Source organism: Moritella dasanensis ArB 0140 (genome assembly GCF_000276805.1).
In the GTDB taxonomy this organism is placed as follows: domain Bacteria; phylum Pseudomonadota; class Gammaproteobacteria; order Enterobacterales; family Moritellaceae; genus Moritella; species Moritella dasanensis.
Genome location: NZ_AKXQ01000009.1, coordinates 79,435 through 99,354, shown reverse-complemented (window position 1 = coordinate 99,354; position 19,920 = coordinate 79,435). Strand labels below are relative to the sequence as shown.

The following is a 19,920-nucleotide window of genomic DNA, read 5'->3' as shown; positions in this document are numbered from 1 at the left end:
TCTCTCGGTTGCCCTGCGCAACTAACTTGTTCGTTTGTTCTGTGCTCCGCTTTTAGATTCTGCTTTTAGCGCGACTTAGCTCTCGAATATGCATTTTTTTATTTAAAATTTGAAGAATGATGAAAAACTCAAACCAAAATTCAAATCACAACAGTGATTGGTCTGATGTATTTGTACATCTAGATCCGCAAGCACAGCCGCATTATCTAAACGCTATCGAGCATTCTGCCCGCGAATTATCTGCGATGTTTACCGCGATTAACGCGCCGTATTCTGGACTTGAACCTGCGCAGTTAAACGCACAAATCATGGCGATGCCGATTGGTAAAGCGCCGATTGCACCGCTGGCAGCCATCATCACCAACAATGTTAATCTGATTGGTAAAAATTCAATTATCGTGCAACACCCGCACTGTATTGCTCATTTACACACGCCGCCGTTAATCCCTGCACTGGCTGCTGAAACTATTATTTCGGCACTTAACCAATCAATGGATTCATGGGACCAAGCATCTTCTGCTACTTATGTAGAACAGAAAATGACAGATTGGTTATGTGAGCTATTTGGTTATGACCTTAAGCAATCAGCGACCAACAATGGCGCTGATGGTGTGTTCACTAGTGGTGGCACGCAAAGTAACTTGATGGGTCTGTTGTTGGCACGCGATCGCGCTGTCGAGCAAATCTCAGGTGAAAGCGTTCAGAAAGACGGCTTACCAAGTTACGCGAAGAAATTACGCATTCTGTGTTCACACACAAGTCATTTTACCGTGCAAAAGTCAGCCTCGTTAATGGGCTTGGGTGAACGTGCAGTGATCACTGTCGCGACTGATGAATTCGGTTGTTTAGACATTAACGCACTGAATGCAACGATTGCTGACTTACAGTCACAAGACTTGATGCCGTTCTGCGTGGTTGGTACGGCTGGCACCACAGACCTTGGCGCGATTGATGATCTGCAAGCGATTGCGGCGATTAGCGAACAACACAATATGTGGTTCCACGTTGATGGCGCTTATGGCGGCGCATTGATCTTAAGTTCACACAAAGATCGTTTGGCTGGTATCGAGTTGGCTGATTCAATCAGTACTGATTTCCACAAGTTGTTCTTCCAACCGATTAGCTGTGGCGCATTGTTGATCCGTGATAATCACAACTTCAAATACTTATTACATCACGCTGATTACTTAAATCGTGAAACTGATGAACTACCAAACTTGGTGGATAAATCAATTGCCACGACGAAACGTTTTGATGCGTTGAAACTGTTGATGTCTATGCAAGCCTTGGGTACGGATAAATTTGGTGCGATGTACGATCACCTTATCAGTCTGACTCAAAATGTCGGCGCGTTAGTGACTGCAACTGACAAGTTTGAATTGTTGGCTCAGCCACAACTAAGCACTGTGTTGTTCAGATATAACGATCTAATAACAAGCAGCGCTGTAAGCACTGAGCGTGAAGAACAAATTAGCATGATCAATCAGCGTTTACGTTTAGATCTGTTAACAGCAGGGCAGGCGGTATTAGGCGAAACCAAAATTAATGGTTATACCTGTCTAAAACTGACGATTTTAAATCCATGTTTACAGTTAAGTGATTTTGAAAGTTTGTTTAGCAAGATAGCTGATTTTGCTGCAGAGCAAGATTATATCAAATAGCTTAAAGTTTATAGAAAGTAGCTTAAAGTCATTTAGAAATAAATAGGTTTAGAAATAAATAGAACAGTGGTTGATGTGTTTCGAATAGATCAGCCATTTATAAAATAACAATTAAAGAATAAGTTTAAGGAATAGATATGTCTGTATTACAAATTGGTGCTGGTGGTGTTGGTTGGGTTATTGCGCATAAATGTGCTCAAAACAATGACGTGTTTGGTGACATTACAATCGCATCACGCACAATCGCTAAATGTGACAAAATCATCACCAGTGTTCATCACCGTGACAACTTAAAAGACAAGACTCGCAGCTTGGTATCTCGTCAAATCAACGTTGATAACAAAGATGAACTAATTGCACTTATCGAAGAAGTAAATCCAGACCTAGTAATCAACGCCGGTCCTCCGTGGGTAAACGTAGCGATCATGGCTGCATGTGTTGCGACTAAAACCGCTTACCTAGACACATCTGTTGCAACTGATTTATGCAGCGAAGGTCAGCAAGTACCTGAAGCTTACGATCCACAATGGGCATTCCGTGAAGACTTCGTAAAAGCCGGTATCACAGGTATTCTTGGTGCTGGTTTTGATCCAGGCGTAGTAAGCGTATTCGCAACATATGCATACAAGCACTTATTCGATGAAATCGACAGCATCGACGTAATGGATGTAAACGCAGGTGATCATGGTCAACGCTTTGCAACTAACTTTGATCCAGAAACAAACATGTTAGAGATCTTAGGCGACTCGTTCTACTACGAGAACAAAGAATGGCATCAAGTGCCTTGCCACAGCCGCGTAATGGAATTTGATTTCCCGGTTGTTGGTCAGCAAAAAGTTTACTCAATGGCGCACGATGAAGTACGTTCATTAGCTGAATTCATTCCTGCAAAACGTATTGAATTCTGGATGGGTTTCTCTGATAACTACCTTAAATACTTCAACGTAATGCGCGACATTGGTTTATTAAGCCAAGTGCCTGTTACTACTACTGACGGTATTACGGTTGAACCACTGAAAGTATTAAAAGCGATCTTACCCGATCCAACATCACTAGCGTCAGGTTACACGGGTAAAACATGTATCGGTACATGGGTTCGTGGTACTAAAGCAGGCAAGCCACGTAGCGTATTCGTTTACAACATTTGCGACCACGAAGAAGCATATAAAGAAGTTGAGCATCAAGCGATTTCTTACACAACTGGCGTACCTGCAATCACTGCAGCACTACTTTACTTCCAAGGTAAGTGGAGCGATGTTGGTTTGTTCAACGTAGAACAACTTAACCCAGATGACTTCTTAGACTTGATGCCGCGCATCGGTCTAAAATGGGAAGTTCAAGAGCTGGACTGCGAGTAATGTCGGCGCTTCTAAAAACACCGTATTTCATGATCCATGAAGATAAACTGCTGCGCAATCTTGAGATCTGCAAGCAGTTAAAAGATCTATCGGATGTGAAATTGGTATTGGCATTGAAGTGTTTCTCTACATGGGGAACATTCGATACCATCAGCAGATATTTAGACGGTACAACCAGCAGTGGTCCGTATGAAGTGCAGCTAGGCCACGAGACGTTTCCCGGTGAAACACATGCTTACAGCGTGGGTTACAGCGAAGATGACGTGATCGCGGTACGTGATATTGCCGATAAGATTATCTTTAACTCGGTATCACAACTAGAACGTATGCAACCTTTGTTGCCTGCTTCAAGCAGTGTTGGTTTACGCATTAACCCTGAAGTGAGTTATGCAGGGCAAGATCTCGCAGATCCTGCACGTGCTTATTCGCGCTTAGGTGTTAAAAAAGCGGGACTAACAGTTGAAACTGTCGCTAAACTTGATGGTTTGATGTTCCACATGAATTGTGAAAACAAGGATTTTGTTGCTTATAACACTATTCTTAACACAATTTCAGAGCAGTTTTCAGCGCACTTAGATCAAGTATCTTGGGTGAGTTTGGGTGGTGGGTTGTTCTTCACTTATCCGGGTTATCCGGTTGCTGAATTAGCATTAGCACTGAAAGCCTTTGCTGAAAAACATCAAGTTCAACTTTACCTTGAACCAGGTGAAGCGGTTATTACGGATACCACAGACCTTGTGGTATCGGTATTAGACGTTGTTGAAAATGATAAGAAAACCGCAATCGTCGACAGTGCGACTGAAGCACATCGTTTAGATACGCTTATCTATAACGAGCCTGCGAGTTTTGCTGAAGCAACAGAAGATGGTCAGCATTCTTACATTATTGGCAGCTGTTCATGTTTGGCAGGGGATATATTTGGTGAAGCCAATTTCCCACAGCCATTACAAGTCGGCGATCGTCTAACGATTAAAGATTCAGCCGGTTACACCATGGTGAAACTGAACTGGTTCAATGGCCTAAAAATGCCAAGCATTTATTTTCAACGAGCGGCGATTGACGACGCTAACGGTAAACGTGTTGAAGGTAAAATAGAAACCCTGAATCAGTTTGATTATCAGGATTTCAAAGCGACATTAGGCAAAGTTTAATCTTGCCGAATGTCAGCAACAATATGAATGATACCTTTCACAGGGTGGCAATTATGAATAAAAGATCAAAGAAGGTTGAAAACGACGTGAGCGAAGTTTTAAATTATGTGACTGAAATGAATAACGATAAACCAGTGACGCGCGCAGTAATACCTACCGCGTTAAACTTGGATTCGTTTCTTAGTCAGCCAGCACGTGTGCTAGCGACTAATAGCTATTTACAACGCCAAGAACAGCGTGAGTCAAATGCTCGCAGCTATCCGCGTCGTTTGCCATTTGCGTTAAAACGCGGCCAAGGTATCTTTGTTGAAGATACTGAGCAACAGATCTTTATTGATTGCTTAGCTGCTGCAGGTACTTTGGCTCTAGGCCACAGTCACCCCGATGTAACCGCTGCGTTGATAGAAGCTGTGCAGTCTGAAATACCAATGCAAACGTTAGATCTAATGACACCAGTCAAAGATCAGTTTATGACGCAGCTATTGGATCTACTACCGGGTAACATGGCTGCAAATGCACGCATTCAAATGTGTAGCCCTTGTGGTTCAGATGCAGTTGAAGCGGCGTTAAAGCTGGCTAAAATTGCCACTGGTCGTCGTTCTATTTTAGCATTCTCGGGTGCTTATCACGGCATGACGCATGGCGCGTTAGCGATGATGGGTAACTTAGGGCCTAAATCTGCATTAAGCATGACGGGCGCGGATGTGCAAATCATGCCATTCCCGTATGCACCTCGCTGTCCCTATGGCTTAGGTGAGACCGGTATTAAAGCCAGCCTTTACCAGTTAGAAACAATGCTAACTGATCCAGAGTCTGGTGTTGCTAAACCTGCGGCTATAATCGTTGAAGCAGTGCAGGGTGAAGCAGGTTCATTACCGGCAGATCCAACTTGGTTACGCGGTTTACGTGATATAACTAAACGTCACGGCATCTTGCTTATTATTGATGAAATTCAAGCGGGCATGGGTCGTACGGGTAAAGTATTTGCATTTGAACACGCAGATATTGAACCGGATGTTATCGTGGTGTCTAAAGCGTTAGGCGGCGGTCAACCATTAGCTGCTATTGTCTATCACAGTGACTTTGATAAATGGCAGCCAGGTGCGCACGCGGGTACGTTCCGTGGTAACCAACTCGCAATGGCCTCTGGGTTGGTGGTGATGCGTCACCTTGCTGAAAACCAATTACATTTGCATGCAGGTGCGATGGGCGCGAAGTTAAAGCATGATTTAGAAGCGATTGCCTCAGACGTTATTGGCGATATTCGTGGCCGTGGTTTGATGTTAGGTATCGAGATTGTTGATCCTAATGGCGAACGTGATGTGCTAGGTAACTTGCCACAAGATGGCGTTCGTGCCAAAGCGATTCAACAAGCGGCGCTGCGTCGTGGTTTGATTATTGAATTAGGCGGGCGTTTTGGTTCGACTATCCGCATGTTACCACCGTTAATCATTCAACCTGCAGAGATTGATGTGGTTGTCGCTATCTTAACGGATGCGATTAACTCTGCTGTTTAGGCTGTCAAGTTTCAATAAATGATGAAATTGCTTAACTGCTAATAATTCAGCGTTTAATAAAAAGGCCTTTAGTACTGTATAAAACAATGATAAAGGCCTTTTTTGTGGCCTTTATCACACTTTTGAAGATTTTTAACAAGAAAGTGATATTGAGAATCATTACTATTGAGTGTTAGTATACTTGATGTCTTTAAGCTAGAGTTAATGGATTTGACTAGTATAGCGCCAGTTCTACCACCTAAATTACTATTATATATTTTAAAATCAAAGAATTATGGTGTTGAATACCAACCTATCGTAGCGCTTGATACACTTGAAGTATTTGCTTATGAAGCTTTATCACGTTTTTATGATGATAAAAATAATCCCATTGCCCCAGACCAAGTTTATAAGGCTTTGCATCACAACCCTCTGTCATTATTTCAAGTGGAATTCGCACAGAAAAGGTTACAGCTTCAACATGCCCCGAAGAACTTCAAATTATTCGTTAACTTAGATCAAGATTCTTATTTTGCTTATGGTGATGATATCGTAGAGCAGTCGCTAACAGCGAAAGAATTGAATCCTTTCATTCAGTTGTTTTTAGATCATAAAGACAATGAGGTAGTTGTAGAGCTGATTGAAAACTCCGAGATAATCGATGCCAAAATGAGTCTTAACATGATCAAATTAATGGCGTCATACAATATAAGAACTGCAATTGATGATGTCTGTAACGAACAGTCGATGCTTTCAACCGCAGTATTAGAGCAAGTTAATTTTATTAAATTCGATCGTTTTGTGGTATTGAATAAGCATAACGCAAAATTTTTATTATTGATTCGAGCCTTGATTGCTTATGCTAAAGCTGCAGGCAAGAAGACGATTTTGGAGGGGGTTGAAACAGGTGAGGATCTAGCGTTTGCAAAAGCTTTAAATATTGATTATGTTCAAGGTTTTTTATTTAAACCGCAGTTTGTCACTGCATATAACACCGAAAGTTAATACGTCGACCCTCAGATAAGTAAGGGTCGACGCTGGAGTAGCATAATAAGCTAGATAAATAATAGCTTGTGATTATGCGTTTTTATTTCAGTTTAAACTGACCAACAATTGCGACTAACTGCTCGTTTGAGCTGGCTAGTTCACGGGTACTGTCCATGGTTTTTTGACCATTATCAGTAAGCTGATTAACCATGCCTTGGATCATCGTCATGTTACGGTTGATTTCTTCCGTTACCGAACTTTGCTCTTCAGCGGCAGTCGCAATTTGAATACCAAGGTCATTAATTTGCATCACAGATGTCGTCATTGAATCAAGGTTATCATTCACACTTGCTGTGGTTGCCGCTGTTTGTTGACAACTCGCCTTGGTGATATCCATCGCACGTACAACAGTGTCTGCACCATTGCGTAAGCGTGAAAGCATCTCATTAATCTCAGAAGTACTTTGTTGCGTTCTTGCTGCAAGGGTACGAACTTCGTCAGCAACAACGGCAAAACCACGACCTTGCTCACCAGCACGCGCTGCTTCAATTGCCGCGTTCAATGCCAGTAGGTTAGTTTGGTCGGCAATTTCGCCAATCACGCTTAATACTGTGCTTATTTTGTGGGTATCTTCATTCATTGTTTGAATGTTCAATGCCATCGCTTCAACTTCGTTTACTAAGTCTGCAACACCGTGTACAGCGCCTTCAACAACCGCTTTTGATTTATGTGCTTCATCGGCTGATTGCTGGGTAAAGGTTGCAGATTGCGCTGCATTTTGGGCAACACTGTCGGCAGTTGAACTCATTTCAGTCACAGCAACAACAACTTGATCGGTTTCGCTAGCGTGATCAACCAATACCGTGTTGTTGTGTTCCGTTTGCGATCTTAATTGCTCAATACCAGATGAAATATGGTCTGTTGATTGCGATATTTCTAACATCATATCTTGCAAGTTGATCACGAAGCGGTTTACTGCTTCGGCTATCTGACCTAAATCATCGTTACTTGTTACAGCAAGGCGTTGGGTTAAATCGGCATTACCATGGGCAAGATCAACAACGGTCGATTTTAACGCTAGAATAGGGCGGTATAATTGGTTAAGTGCAGCATATACAATCGCAGATGCGATGATAATAAGTAGTAGGGCACCAAATAGTGTCTTTTCTAATAACTCTTTTACAGTCGCGTAATGTGCTGATTGATCTACGGTAATGAGTAAATGCCAGTTCATTGAATCATCAAGTTTGATGCTTTCAAAGTAACTTACTTTATCTGCGCCATTGACACTGAATTCAGTGACACCTTCATCATTATTCAACATTTGTTGTTGCAGTTGCGCATAACCCATGTCGTCAGCTAGTTTGCTTTGACCTGGATTATTAATTTGTACCGTCGATGCGATTGTCGTGCCTTGGTTGTCGTATAAACTTGTTACCGCATTGGCAAATGCCGAATCACGTACCATGTCGTTCAGTACACCTAGCTCGATATCAGCAAGTAATACACCTTCTAGGCGACCATTGTTATAAAACGGTTCGGCAATACTAATAAGTAACTGTTTAGTTAGCGCATCTTTATACATGGCCGTAACGATCGTGCCACGTTTTTGTTGTGCTAGGGTATACCAATCACGGGTACGGGGATCATAACTGGCTAAATCGCGTTTGCCACTTGCAGCGCCATAAGAGCGACCATCGGCAAAACCAACCACAATATCACTGGCCTTTGTTGCCGCTGTGATTTGTCGAACCATTAAATGTAACTGCTCGTCATCACGTGCTTGTGAGAAATCTGGCGCAGTGGCGATTAAACCTTCTTTAATCGTTTGAAACCAAACGTTGATCTTCGCCGAGGTAGTATCAACTTTTAGTATAGAGTAATCATTGATATTACTCGACATAGAAGAAGATAGTTGGCGATAAGAAAAGAAGTTAGAAATAGTTAAAGTTGTGATTAAGAGTAAAATAATGACAGAGATTATTCGCCCTTTAAAACTTGATAGAAAATTCACGTGAATCAGTACCCTTTAATGGTTATAAATGTCGCGATTTAGCTGATTTGTGGATATATGTTCAGCTTGTTTGCAATTTTTACATATCCTAACATTCATATGAAAGTTGGAGTAGGATTTTGTAAGCGATTGTAACGTAAATTTTGGTGGGAAGTGTTTGCTTATTAACAAATAACCAGACTTTACATCTATAAAGTGATATATAACAATATAAAGTCTGATATTTAATTTTATGGAATTCTAAGCGTTGACCTGGTTATTTTAGTTTAAATTGGCTAATAATAAGCGTGAGCTCATCATTACAATTTGATATTTGATGGTGGAAATTGTCTTTGGCATTCAATTAATACCAAAGACAAAGGCATTATAAGCAGATTTTTTAGCTCAATTTGAATTGGGACACAATGGTAACAAGTTGTTGATTTGAACTTGCTAGCGTATGGGTACTGTCCATGGTTTTTTCACCGTTTTCAGTTAATTGCGATACCATATTCTGAATCATCGTCATGTTACGGTTTATTTCTTCGGTGACTGAGCTTTGTTCTTCAGCTGCTGTAGCAATTTGAATACCAAGGTCATTAATCTGCATCACTGAATTGGTCATCGAATCAAGACTGTCGTTGACACTGGCTGTGGTATCCGCTGTTTGCTGGCAACTTGCTTTAGTGATATCCATTGCACGGACTACTGTATCTGCACCACCACGTAAGCGCGTTAACATTTCGTTAATTTCTGAGGTACTTTGCTGTGTTCTTGCAGCAAGTGTTCGTACTTCATCAGCAACAACTGCAAAGCCTCGGCCTTGTTCGCCTGCGCGTGCCGCTTCAATTGCTGCGTTAAGTGCGAGTAGGTTGGTTTGATCGGCAATCTCACCAATAACGCTTAAAACAGTGCTGATTTTATGGGTATCTTCATTCATGGTTTGAATGTTTAGTGCCATCGCTTCTACTTCATTGACCAAGTCGGCAACCCCCCTTACAGCGCCTTCTACAACGCTCTTAGATTGGTGTGCTTCATCCGTTGATTTCTGCGTATAAGTTGCACTTTGCGCTGCACTTTGAGCAACGCTGTCAGCAGTCGAACTCATTTCTGTCACAGCCACCACTACTTGATCTGTTTCACTGGCATGATCGATTAACACGGTATTGTTATGCTCTGTTTGTGAGCGCAGTTGTTCAATGCCAGTCGAAATGTGCGTTGTTGATTGTGATATATCGATCATGATCGTTTGCAGGTTCGCAATAAAGGTATTGACGCCTTCTGCTATCTGGCCTAAATCATCTTTACTTGTAACATCCAATCGTTGCGTTAAATCGCCGTTACCTTGTGCGAGATCTTGGATTGTAGATTTTAATGCAATGATTGGTTGGTAAAGTTTATTAAGGGCAACATATATCAGTAGCGATACCATAATAATCAAAATAATAGCGGTGATTAATGAATCTTCTAAGCTATCAGCAATAACAGCGTGATGCGCTTCTTTATCCAAAGTCACTAATATGTTCCAGCTTAATTGATCATCAAGTTTCACAGACTCAAAATAGTTGATTTTTTCTTTACCGTTAGCTGTAACAGTCACTTTACCACTTTCTTCTGCTAACATTTGTTGTTGTAATTGTGCAAATTCGACATTGTCTGCAAGTTTTGACTCACCTGGCTTGTCTATTTTATCTGTTGACGCAATGGCAGTACCATGCTCGTCAAATAAGCTCGTTGTTGCATGTGCAAATGCCGATGCTTTTACAATATCTTCAAGAATATTCAATTCGATATCGGCAAGTAATACACCCTGTAATTGACCATTTTTGTAGAAAGGTTCAGCGATACTCACCAATAAATTCTGGGTGAATGCATCTTTATACATAGGGGTAATAATGGTTTTACCTTGGCGTTTTGCCTCTTTATACCAATCACGTCCACGTGGGTCGTAATCATTCACAAAGCGCTTTCCTGACAGGGCGCTGTATGAACCGCCATTTTCAAAACCAACAAGGATATCTGTTGCTTTGGTTGATGCATTGATTTGTTGCACCATTAGGTTAATTTGATCGTCATCGCGGGTGACTGCAAAATCGGGCGCCGTACCAACCAAGCCATCTTTGATCGTTTGGAACCACGCGTTGACTTTATCGGATGTACTGCTGACTTTCAGGGTTGAATAGTTATCTATGTCGCTTTTCATCATGGTAGATAGTTGGCGATAAGATAGAAAATTCGATATTGCTAGCGTCGTGATGAGCAGTAACATAATTACTGTAATTATCCGGCCTTTAAAACTTGATAAGAAATTCACGTGGGTACATCCTTATAATAAATAAAATCGAGAGCGTATACTCGCGTTAAACAGCGATAACACTATCGCAATTACATTGTTATTAGCTTATCGGCAGTAAATTGTCATATCGCATTTAAAGTTATCAATGAGTGATCTCCATCACGAAAATATCCTGCTTCTAATCATTAAGTAATAAACTATGATAAAGACGCGGATGGACTATCGTTCGATTTAGAGTTGTTGTTCGATGATTACTGATGAAGCTAGAAAGTAGGCGTTGACCCTAAGTTGAGTAAGGGTCAACGTATTTATGGGGAAGGGGGGCTTATTTAAGCTTAAACTGGCTCACTATAGACATCAAATGAGTATTGTTGGTCGCCAGTTCGTGCGAGTTATTAAGGGTCTTATCACTGTTATTTGTTAATTGGTGCACCATGGTTTGAATTGATGTCATATTACGGTTAATTTCTTCTGTTACTGAACTTTGTTCTTCAGCTGCAGTGGCAATCTGAATACCAAGGTCATTAATTTGTAATACCGATTCAGTCATTGAATCTAAACTGTGATTGACACTTTCCGTTGTTTCGGCGGTTTGTTCACAGCTTGCTTTCGTTGTATGCATTGCTTTAACTACAGAATCAGCGCCGTTACGTAAACGCGTTAGCATGTCACTAATTTCTGCTGTGCTCTTTTGTGTTCTCGCTGCCAAGGTTCTTACTTCATCGGCAACAACGGCAAAGCCTCGACCCTGTTCACCTGCGCGAGCAGCTTCAATAGCTGCGTTAAGTGCGAGTAAGTTAGTTTGGTCGGCAATTTCTCCAATGACACCTAGTACTGAGCTGATCTTATTGGTATCTTCATTCATTGTTTGAATGCTGATAGCCATGGCGTCAACTTCGGTAACTAACTCGGCAACACCATGAACAGCGCCTTGGACTACTTCTTTAGAGCGTCTAGCTTCATCGGTTGATTTTTGCGTAAAGGTTGCAGACTGGGCTGCACTTTGAGCGACACTGTCAGCAGTTGAACTCATCTCTGTGATCGCTACGACAATTTGTTCGGTTTCACTTGCGTGCTCTAACAGCACGTTATTATTATGCTCTGTTTGCGAACGGAGTGCATTAATGCCATCGGATATGTAATCTGTTGACTGAGATATCTCTAGCATCAATTTTTGTAAATTAGCTGTGAATTTGTTTACTGCTTCTGCTATTTGACCTAAGTCATCGTTACTATGTACCTTAATACGACGGGTTAAATCGCCGTTACCTTCAGCCAAATCTACAATGGTTTCTTTCAACGATAGAATAGGTTTATACAAGCGGTTTAGTGCAACAAAAATGATGATACAAGCTAAGATGACAAGGATCAGCCCCGTGATAAATGCACTGTCTAAGCTATCGGCTATTTCGATGAAGTGAGATGATTTATCTACTGTGATAGCTACTTTCCACGAAATATGATCATCTAGGTTTAATGTCGTAAAATAAGCAAGCGTTGTTACCTGTCCTTGGTTAAATTCAAATGTACCTTGTTGATTATTTGACAGCGTGTTTTTAAATGGTGTAAATGCGGCATTAGCCGAATCCAGAGGCTTACCCACAACTTGACTATTATCTGTTGACGCAATAGTCATACCTGTCATGTCATATAAATTAAGCGTGGTATCTTTAAACGATGAGTTCTGAATAAAGCTGCTTACGGTCTCCAGGCGGATATCTGCTAATAACACCCCTGTAAATTGGGCGTTATAATAGAAAGGTTCAGCGATACTGATCATCAATCCACCGGTTGTCGCATCACTGTAAATACCCGTGATGATTGTCGAACCTTTTTGTTTTGCGTCTTTATACCAGTCGCGGACTCGTGGGTCATAACTGTCTAAACTTAGTTTACCGTCGATTGCGGTAATTGCGGTACCGTCTTCATAAGCAGCTAATATATCGTTTGCGTCGGTGGCAAGGGATACTTGTTTCACCATAAGCAATAACTGTGCGTCATCATGTGGTACTGCAAAGTCTGGTGCCGTCGCGACAAGGCCTTTTTTAATGCTTTGAAACCAGCTGTTGACTTTATTTGCGGTGCTATCAACTTGCAAGTGTGAATATTTATCAATATTACCGACAATAGAGGTAGATAATTGTCGATAAGAAATGAAACTGGCAATCACCAGCGACGAAATAACAAGCAGCATTACAACTGTAATAATACGTCCTTTAAAACTAGATAAAAAATTCACGTTACTTAATCCTTCAGAGCATTATTTGAAAGTATGCTTATGGAGTTGCACAGATTGCTGGATGATAGCTATAAGGTTATTTATTGTATATTTGTTTATATAACAACCTGTATCTAGATCACCTTTGTTGAGAAGTATATTTATCGTTTATTCTCTGTTTTTAATAAATCGAGTGATTAATGACCAGTTATGGTTTACTGCTTAGTTTTATTGTTCTTTATGCATGCTTATGGTGGTGTGTTATTTTGTTGTTTATAGAATTGGATATTACCGTATTTCAACTTAATTGATCTAAGTCATAATGAAAGTAAAGCTAAGTAATATTATTCGACAGTGACAATCTATCATTATACGCTCCTCAACTTTTAAACCTCCTTCTTTAACTTATGGTTCTCTATTTATGAAATCTATTTTTAAACCGCTGTTCTTCGTTTTTGTGTCTTTGTTTGTGCTTGCAGGCTGCAGCGAAGACAGCAATCCCAAGGAAGGCAGTGAATACACTGTTATCCCAACGCCAATGTCTGACTTACCCGATGTTGTCGAAATTTTCTCTCTGGCGTGCGGTAATTGTATGAACATGGAATCTATGATTCCTACAATTGAGAAGATGACTAAAATTGAGATTGCCAAAACCCACGTTACCTTTAATGAAAGTGCGCAACGTTCTGCTTATGTTTATTATGCTGCTGCAATTCAAAATGGCGGTAAACCTAGTCATGAAATGATGACCGACTTATTTGCTTATACGCAAAGCGGTGCTGGTGCAGATAATCATGACCACGGTGAAGGCCAAGCGGAAGCAGAAGAACCTGCAGTTGCGATGACGCCTGCAGAGAAAAAAGCAGAGATGATTGCCATCTTCGAAAAATACAATATGAAAAGCCCAATTGATCTAAGCGAAGCACAGCACGAAGCGGTTTATCAACAGATGGTAAAAGCAGAGACGGTTGTAACAAATGCTAACATTGCATCAGTACCGGCTTTCTTAGTTCAAGGTAAATACTTAGTTAATTCAGCTGCCCATAAAACACTAGAAGACTTAGCTGCAACAATTACTTACCTGAACACTTTAGATAAATAGTTTAGATAACCACTTAGATAAGTCGTTGATATGAATAAGCGCTAATATATTTATAGTGTTAATCCTAAAAGAGCTATTGTGAATTATTCACAATAGCTCTTTTTTTATATCAACTTTCATTCAAAAGTAGATCGTATCGTTTGTGAACTTAAATAAAGATATTTGTAGATTGATTGATAAATTATTGAGTTGAATTAGTTGATAACAGTAGACATTACAGCGAATGAATTTTATGATCGCTAAAATTTTCGATAAAGAAGTATACATAATGACATTAGCAGCAATTGATTACCGCGCTGAAAATAGTGCTGAAGCGTTTGTAAAATCACTTCGTGAAACCGGTTTTGGTGTATTAACCAATCACCCGATTAATCCCGCGTTAGTTCAAACCATTTACACTGAGTGGCAAGCATTCTTTGAAACGGAAGAGAAACACGGATTTTTGTTCAAACCTGAAACGCAAGATGGCTTCTTTCCTGCGACAGTGTCTGAAACAGCCAAAGGTCACAGTGTTAAAGATATTAAAGAGTATTTCCATGTATATACTTGGGGCCGTATCCCTGAGTCATTAAAAGAAAATATTCTCGCGTATTACGAGCAAGCGAATGCACTTGCTGCTGAGCTACTTGACTGGGTTGAAGCGTTTTCGCCAGCAGAGGTATCGGCAAATTACAGTATGCCTTTATCAAAGATGGTTGAAGCAAGCACGCGTACGTTATTACGTGTTTTACATTACCCACCAATGACTGGTAATGAAGAAGTCGGTGCTATCCGTGCTGCTGCGCATGAAGATATTAATATGCTTACCGTGCTACCAGCGGCTAATGAACCAGGCTTACAAGTGCTTAAGCAAGACGGTACTTGGTTAGACGTACCGAGTGATTTTGGTAACATCATTATTAATATCGGTGACATGTTGCAAGAAGCGTCTGGTGGTTATTTTCCATCAACGACACACCGTGTGATTAATCCTGAAGGTGCTGACATGACGAAAGCGCGCGTATCATTGCCGCTATTTTTACACCCTAAGGCTGAAGTGGTTTTATCTGAACGTTATACTGCTGATGAGTATTTGACTGAACGTTTACGTGAGCTTGGTGTGCTGTAATCGTTTGTAGTGAAAATATTTAACTTCTTATTTAACTGATAACTACTTCTCTGATAGTGACTGTTATTTATAAAATAATCATGAAAGCATCCATTATTTCTCTGGTAATTGATGCTTTCATTTTCAACTATTTATTGTGCAAACAAATGCTGATAGTTGTTAATACCCATCTCTGATACAAGCACTTGTGTCGCTTGTGCATGACTCATCTTAGTCTCTGCTTTTTCAACCAAGATCATTGCTTCTATATCAGTTAATGCAAACCCCGCTAAATTTAAATTAATCAGTACTGATTGCAGTGGTGATAACGATGGATTAAAGGCGGCGTTTTCAATATAACGGCCAGTAATGACAGTACCCGTTGTTGTTTTTAACGCAATGCCAGCATGGCAATGGCTGTAAGGTGCATAGCTGGTATTTGCAGCTTGTAGTGCAGCTTGTACTAGCGATGAAGCGTTTTCTTGCTGCAAGGTTAAATTAACTGGTTTAGCGGCTAATAGTGACTCGCTAATACCGAGATCAATTGGACCGAAAGAATCGGGTAGCAAGGTAGCTAGGGTTTTAACACCTGTTGCTTTTAAGTTGACACTTAACGTTGGTGCACAGTGTAACTCATTCATGAATTGGCGGCAGTGACCACAAGGGCTGTCGGTAACCGTAATATCTAAAATAGCCGATTCATGATGACTAAAGGCATTATTAATAGCGGCTTGTTCAGCATGGACACTGTTAAATAATGCTTGATGCGTAAATTCATAATTGGCACCAAAATACAAGTTACCCGAACCAGCTCGTGCAATTGCGCCGACATAAAAGTCAGAGATTGGGGCAACAGAATAGGCTGCGGCTAAGGGTAATAAGCTGAGTAATAATTCAGGTGTTTCTAATGCAGAATGTAGCTGTAATAGATCAACATCATCAGCGCTAATAACACCTTTAAAATCAGGTTTAGATATTATAGGTAGCAAATGGCTTTGAAGTGATTCTGGTAAGCACGAAAGTGCAGTAAGGAGATTTTCTTTCATAACGTTGGCCTTGTTAAAAGTGGCACTGAATAGAGAATTAAATTCTATCTGAGTACCACTTTGCAACTAAAACCGACTTATTACAAGGACAAAGCTCTAAATTATAGAACTTTTAGTACTAAACCGTTTAGATAATAACCTTCTGGATAGAAGCTAGCCGTTGGGTGATCGCCTGCTTGTGATAAACGCTCTACGATGTAAGCGTCACGGCCTGCATCGAGTGCTGCATCAGCAACGATTTTTTGGAATAAACCATCTTCCATTAGGCCTGAACATGAGAATGTTAACAGTGTGCCACCAGGCTTAAGTACTTGCATTGCTACGAAGTTAATGTCTTTATAACCACGACAAGCACCTTTCATTTGCGCTTTACTTTCTGCAAATTTAGGCGGATCAAGAATGATTGTATCAAACGTACGACCTTCTTCACGGTATTGGCGTAAAATTTTGAATACGTCAGCACGTTCGAAAGAAGCGTTTGATAGATCTAGGTCATTATGCTCTAAATTACGTTTTGCAATATCTAGCGCAGGTTGCGATAAATCTACGTTAGTAATTGATTTAGCGCCAGCTTGCAGTGCGTAAACACCGAAACCACCTGTATAGCTGAAGCAGTTAAGTACGTCTTTGCCTTTTGCATATTTTGCAGCAGCTTGACGGTTGTCACGTTGATCCAGATAGAAACCAGTTTTGTGACCATTTTTGATATCAACTTCAATTTTGATACCGTTTTCTTCGATAATCACAGTTTCAGGTGGCTCTTCGCCTTTAAGAACGCCTTTAACTAGTTCTAGGCCTTCTTTTTTACGTACTGCTACATCTGAACGTTCATAGATGCTGCATTCTGGGTAAAGTACGCTTAATGCTGCAACGAGTGTGTCACGGTGGAAATCAGCACCGGCTGATAATAGCTGACATACTAAGAAATCGTTGTAACGGTCAATCGTGATACCTGGAAGGCTATCTGATTCGGCAGCGATTAAACGGTAACCAGTTAAGCCTTTCTGTTCGATTAACTCATCACGTAGCGATTGTGCTTGCTTGATGCGTTTTTCAAAAAATGCTTGATCGATTGCTACGCCACGGTCGTAATGCCATACACGTACACGTATTTGAGATTCAGGAGAGTAGCTACCAGTTGCTAGCCATTCGCCGCCTGCACTCATGATATCAACAGTGCCGCCAACTTCTACTTCGCCTTTTACTTTCTGTACTGCGCCAGAGAAGATCCAAGGGTGTCTACGTTTAAGTGCTTTTTCTTTGCCTTTAGCAAGGATAATTTGAGCTGTCATTTCAATCTCTTATCGTTTTAAATTTAGTTATAAACTATACGTTATATAACAGTAAAGGGACTCAGTTTGAGTCCCTTTAAAAGTCAGTTGTAAAATAGCTTAATCGCTATTCGATAACTGCGCTTAATTACATTACGCGCATGCCAGGTTCAGAACCTTCATCCGGGTTTAGTACGAAGATATCGCTGCCGCCAGGGCCTGCAGCAAGTACCATACCTTCTGACATACCAAATTTCATCTTACGGGGTGCTAAGTTAGCAACCATAACCGTTAAGCGACCTTGCAGTTGCTCTGGTTCGTAAGCTGACTTGATACCAGCAAATACTTGACGCGTTTCGCCGCCCACATCTAAGGTTAGCTTAAGTAGTTTCTTAGCGCCTTCAACATGTTCCGCTTTTACAATTTTAGCAATGCGTAAGTCAACTTTTGCGAAATCATCAAATGCGATCATTTCACCAATTGGCTCTTCTTTAAGGTGCTTGTCAGAAGCAAGATCAACAGGCGTTTCTTCAACGACCACTTCAACTTCCTCTTCAGCAACCACTAAGTTTTGCTTAGATGCTTCAACCATCGTTTCAACTTTGTCCATTTCTACACGTTGCATTAACGGTTTGAATTTGTTGATTTCGTGGTCTGTTAATACTGTTTTGTAGCTTTCCCAGTTGAATTCATCGTTTAAGAATTTTTCAACTTCAGCAACCATCTCTGGTAATACAGGTTTCAAGTAAACCGATAAAATACGGAATAAGTTGATGCCCATAGTACAAACAAGATGGGCTTCTGCTTCACAGCCTTCTTGTTTGATTAATTGCCACGGTGCTTTGTCGGCAATGTAAGCATTGGCTTTATCAGCCAGTGCCATAATTTCTTTAATTGCTTTGCTGAAATCACGCGTTTCGTAGTACTGTGCAATAGTATCGCCAGCAGCAACAAACTCAGCCAACAATGCTGGCTCTGAAATTTCGCTTGCTAGTTTTGCATCAAAACGTTTGTAGATGAAACCAGCAGTACGACTTGCAAGGTTAACTACTTTACCCACAACGTCAGAATTTACGCGTTGGGCAAAATCTTCTAGATTTAAATCTAAATCAACAATCTTATTGCTTAGTTTTGCTGCGTAGTAATAACGTAGGTATTCTGGGTTTAAGTTGTCTAAGTAAGTACGCGCCATGATAAATGTACCGCGTGACTTAGACATTTTCTTGCCGTTTACAGTAACAAAACCGTGTGCAAATACGCCCGTTGGTTTACGGAAACCCGTACCTTCAAGCATTGCAGGCCAGAATAGGCTGTGGAAGTTAACGATGTCTTTACCAATGAAGTGATAAAGTTCAGTCGTTGAATCTTTTTTGAAGTATTCATCAAAGTCTAGGTCATCGCGACGATCACATAGATTTTTGAAACTACCCATGTAGCCGATTGGTGCGTCTAACCAAACGTAGAAGAATTTACCTGGTGCATCCGGGATCTCAAAACCAAAGTAAGGTGCATCACGGCTGATGTCCCACTGCTGTAGACCGGCTTCAAACCATTCTGCTAGTTTATTAGCGATTTCTTCTTGCAATGTACCTGAACGTGTCCATGCTTTTAACATGTCACCGAATGCTGGTAGATCGAAGAAGTAATGCTCTGAATCTTTAAGTACAGGTTCAGCACCTGATACCACAGAACGTGGTTCGATCAGATCTGTTGGAGAATATGTTGCGCCACAGTTGTCGCAGTTATCGCCATTTTGATCTTCGCTCTTACATTCTGGGCAGATACCTTTAACAAAACGATCTGGTAGGAACATTTGTTTTTCTGGATCAAACAGCTGTGAGATTACACGTGTTTTGATATGACCATTGTCGCGTAAACGCGTATAGATCATGCTTGCAAGTTCACGGTTTTCATCACTGTGCGTTGAATGATAGTTATCAAAACCAACATTGAATTCAGCAAAATCCGCCATATGCTCAATTTTAGTTTGCGCGATCATTGCTTCCGGCGTGATGCCACGCTCTTGCGCTTTAAGCATGATTGGCGTGCCGTGTGCGTCATCTGCACATACATAAGTACATGTGTGACCACGTTGCTTTTGGAAACGAACCCAGATGTCAGTCTGGATATACTCAAGCATATGACCTAAGTGAATAGGACCATTGGCATAGGGTAATGCGCTTGTTACTAAGATTTTGCGTTCTGATGTCATGAAATCTGATTCATCTTGTGGTTAAAAATAAAGTTGTCCGAT

Annotated in this window: 13 protein-coding genes; 7 read left to right on the top strand and 6 right to left on the bottom strand. The window is 40.9% G+C overall.

The features are described 5' to 3' along the window. The first annotated feature begins 116 nt into the window (after positions 1–116). The 5 genes from A923_RS22190 (at position 117) to A923_RS0109335 (ending at position 6,671) form a co-directional block, all read left to right on the top strand. The gene (locus tag A923_RS22190; protein ID WP_083849968.1) at positions 117–1,661 is read left to right on the top strand and encodes a pyridoxal phosphate-dependent decarboxylase family protein; all 1,545 of its coding nucleotides are present in this window, start codon (positions 117–119) and stop codon (positions 1,659–1,661) included. Between the two features lie 137 nt (positions 1,662–1,798). Further along, positions 1,799–3,019 carry a carboxynorspermidine synthase gene (locus A923_RS0109350; RefSeq protein ID WP_017221409.1) on the top strand — a complete coding sequence of 407 codons (1,221 nt, stop codon included), beginning with the start codon at positions 1,799–1,801 and terminating at the stop codon, positions 3,017–3,019. Next, entirely contained in the window at positions 3,019–4,170 is a 1,152-nt protein-coding gene (gene nspC, locus A923_RS0109345) for a carboxynorspermidine decarboxylase (RefSeq protein WP_017221408.1), read from the top strand. Before A923_RS0109350 ends, nspC begins: the two co-directional genes overlap by 1 nt. Before the next feature lie 53 nt (positions 4,171–4,223). Further along, complete coding sequence (locus tag A923_RS0109340) at positions 4,224–5,687, top strand: diaminobutyrate--2-oxoglutarate transaminase family protein (RefSeq protein WP_017221407.1); 1,464 nt, start codon at positions 4,224–4,226, stop codon at positions 5,685–5,687. 165 nt (positions 5,688–5,852) lie between these two features. Beyond that, positions 5,853–6,671, top strand: coding sequence for an EAL domain-containing protein (locus tag A923_RS0109335; protein WP_237716193.1), 819 nt, complete (start codon positions 5,853–5,855; stop codon positions 6,669–6,671). Between the two features lie 82 nt (positions 6,672–6,753). On the opposite strand, the gene A923_RS0109330 is transcribed toward A923_RS0109335, so the two are convergent. The 3 genes from A923_RS0109330 to A923_RS0109320 form a co-directional block, all read right to left on the bottom strand. Beyond that, positions 6,754–8,667: a methyl-accepting chemotaxis protein gene (locus tag A923_RS0109330; RefSeq protein ID WP_017221405.1), complete on the bottom strand. Its 1,914-nt coding sequence runs from the start codon at positions 8,665–8,667 to the stop codon at positions 6,754–6,756. Between the two features lie 379 nt (positions 8,668–9,046). Continuing rightward, positions 9,047–10,960 (bottom strand): methyl-accepting chemotaxis protein, encoded by a 1,914-nt coding sequence (locus tag A923_RS0109325; protein WP_017221404.1) that lies wholly within the window; start codon positions 10,958–10,960, stop codon positions 9,047–9,049. Positions 10,961–11,267: 307 nt separating this feature from the next. Beyond that, complete coding sequence (locus A923_RS0109320) at positions 11,268–13,181, bottom strand: methyl-accepting chemotaxis protein (RefSeq protein WP_017221403.1); 1,914 nt, start codon at positions 13,179–13,181, stop codon at positions 11,268–11,270. 400 nt (positions 13,182–13,581) lie between these two features. Between A923_RS0109320 and A923_RS0109315 the strand changes: the two genes are divergently transcribed. Continuing rightward, a complete protein-coding gene (locus A923_RS0109315; protein ID WP_017221402.1) occupies positions 13,582–14,262 on the top strand; it encodes a thioredoxin domain-containing protein in 681 nt (226 codons plus the stop codon). Between the two features lie 268 nt (positions 14,263–14,530). Further along, positions 14,531–15,370, top strand: coding sequence for an isopenicillin N synthase family dioxygenase (locus A923_RS0109310; protein WP_026006165.1), 840 nt, complete (start codon positions 14,531–14,533; stop codon positions 15,368–15,370). Between the two features lie 131 nt (positions 15,371–15,501). Here A923_RS0109310 and cdd read toward each other — a convergent pair whose 3' ends face one another. The 3 genes from cdd to metG all read right to left on the bottom strand — a co-directional run bounded on the left by cdd (position 15,502) and on the right by metG (position 19,878). After that, the gene (gene cdd / locus A923_RS0109305; protein WP_017221400.1) at positions 15,502–16,395 is read right to left on the bottom strand and encodes a cytidine deaminase; all 894 of its coding nucleotides are present in this window, start codon (positions 16,393–16,395) and stop codon (positions 15,502–15,504) included. A 101-nt stretch (positions 16,396–16,496) separates the two neighbouring features. Further along, positions 16,497–17,687: a class I SAM-dependent methyltransferase gene (locus A923_RS0109300; RefSeq protein WP_017221399.1), complete on the bottom strand. Its 1,191-nt coding sequence runs from the start codon at positions 17,685–17,687 to the stop codon at positions 16,497–16,499. A 127-nt stretch (positions 17,688–17,814) separates the two neighbouring features. Next, on the bottom strand, positions 17,815–19,878 hold the full coding sequence (gene metG / locus A923_RS0109295; protein ID WP_017221398.1) for a methionine--tRNA ligase: 2,064 nt from the start codon (positions 19,876–19,878) through the stop codon (positions 17,815–17,817). Between the last annotated feature and the right edge of the window lie 42 nt (positions 19,879–19,920).

Coding starts and splice junctions, on each gene's coding strand:
- A923_RS22190 (WP_083849968.1), top strand. CDS start 117: ATGATGAAAAACTCAAACCAAAATTCAAATCACAACAGTGATTGGTCT.
- A923_RS0109310 (WP_026006165.1), top strand. CDS start 14,531: ATGACATTAGCAGCAATTGATTACCGCGCTGAAAATAGTGCTGAAGCG.
- metG (WP_017221398.1), bottom strand. CDS start 19,878: ATGACATCAGAACGCAAAATCTTAGTAACAAGCGCATTACCCTATGCC.
- cdd (WP_017221400.1), bottom strand. CDS start 16,395: ATGAAAGAAAATCTCCTTACTGCACTTTCGTGCTTACCAGAATCACTT.
- A923_RS0109350 (WP_017221409.1), top strand. CDS start 1,799: ATGTCTGTATTACAAATTGGTGCTGGTGGTGTTGGTTGGGTTATTGCG.
- nspC (WP_017221408.1), top strand. CDS start 3,019: ATGTCGGCGCTTCTAAAAACACCGTATTTCATGATCCATGAAGATAAA.
- A923_RS0109340 (WP_017221407.1), top strand. CDS start 4,224: ATGAATAAAAGATCAAAGAAGGTTGAAAACGACGTGAGCGAAGTTTTA.
- A923_RS0109315 (WP_017221402.1), top strand. CDS start 13,582: ATGAAATCTATTTTTAAACCGCTGTTCTTCGTTTTTGTGTCTTTGTTT.
- A923_RS0109300 (WP_017221399.1), bottom strand. CDS start 17,687: ATGACAGCTCAAATTATCCTTGCTAAAGGCAAAGAAAAAGCACTTAAA.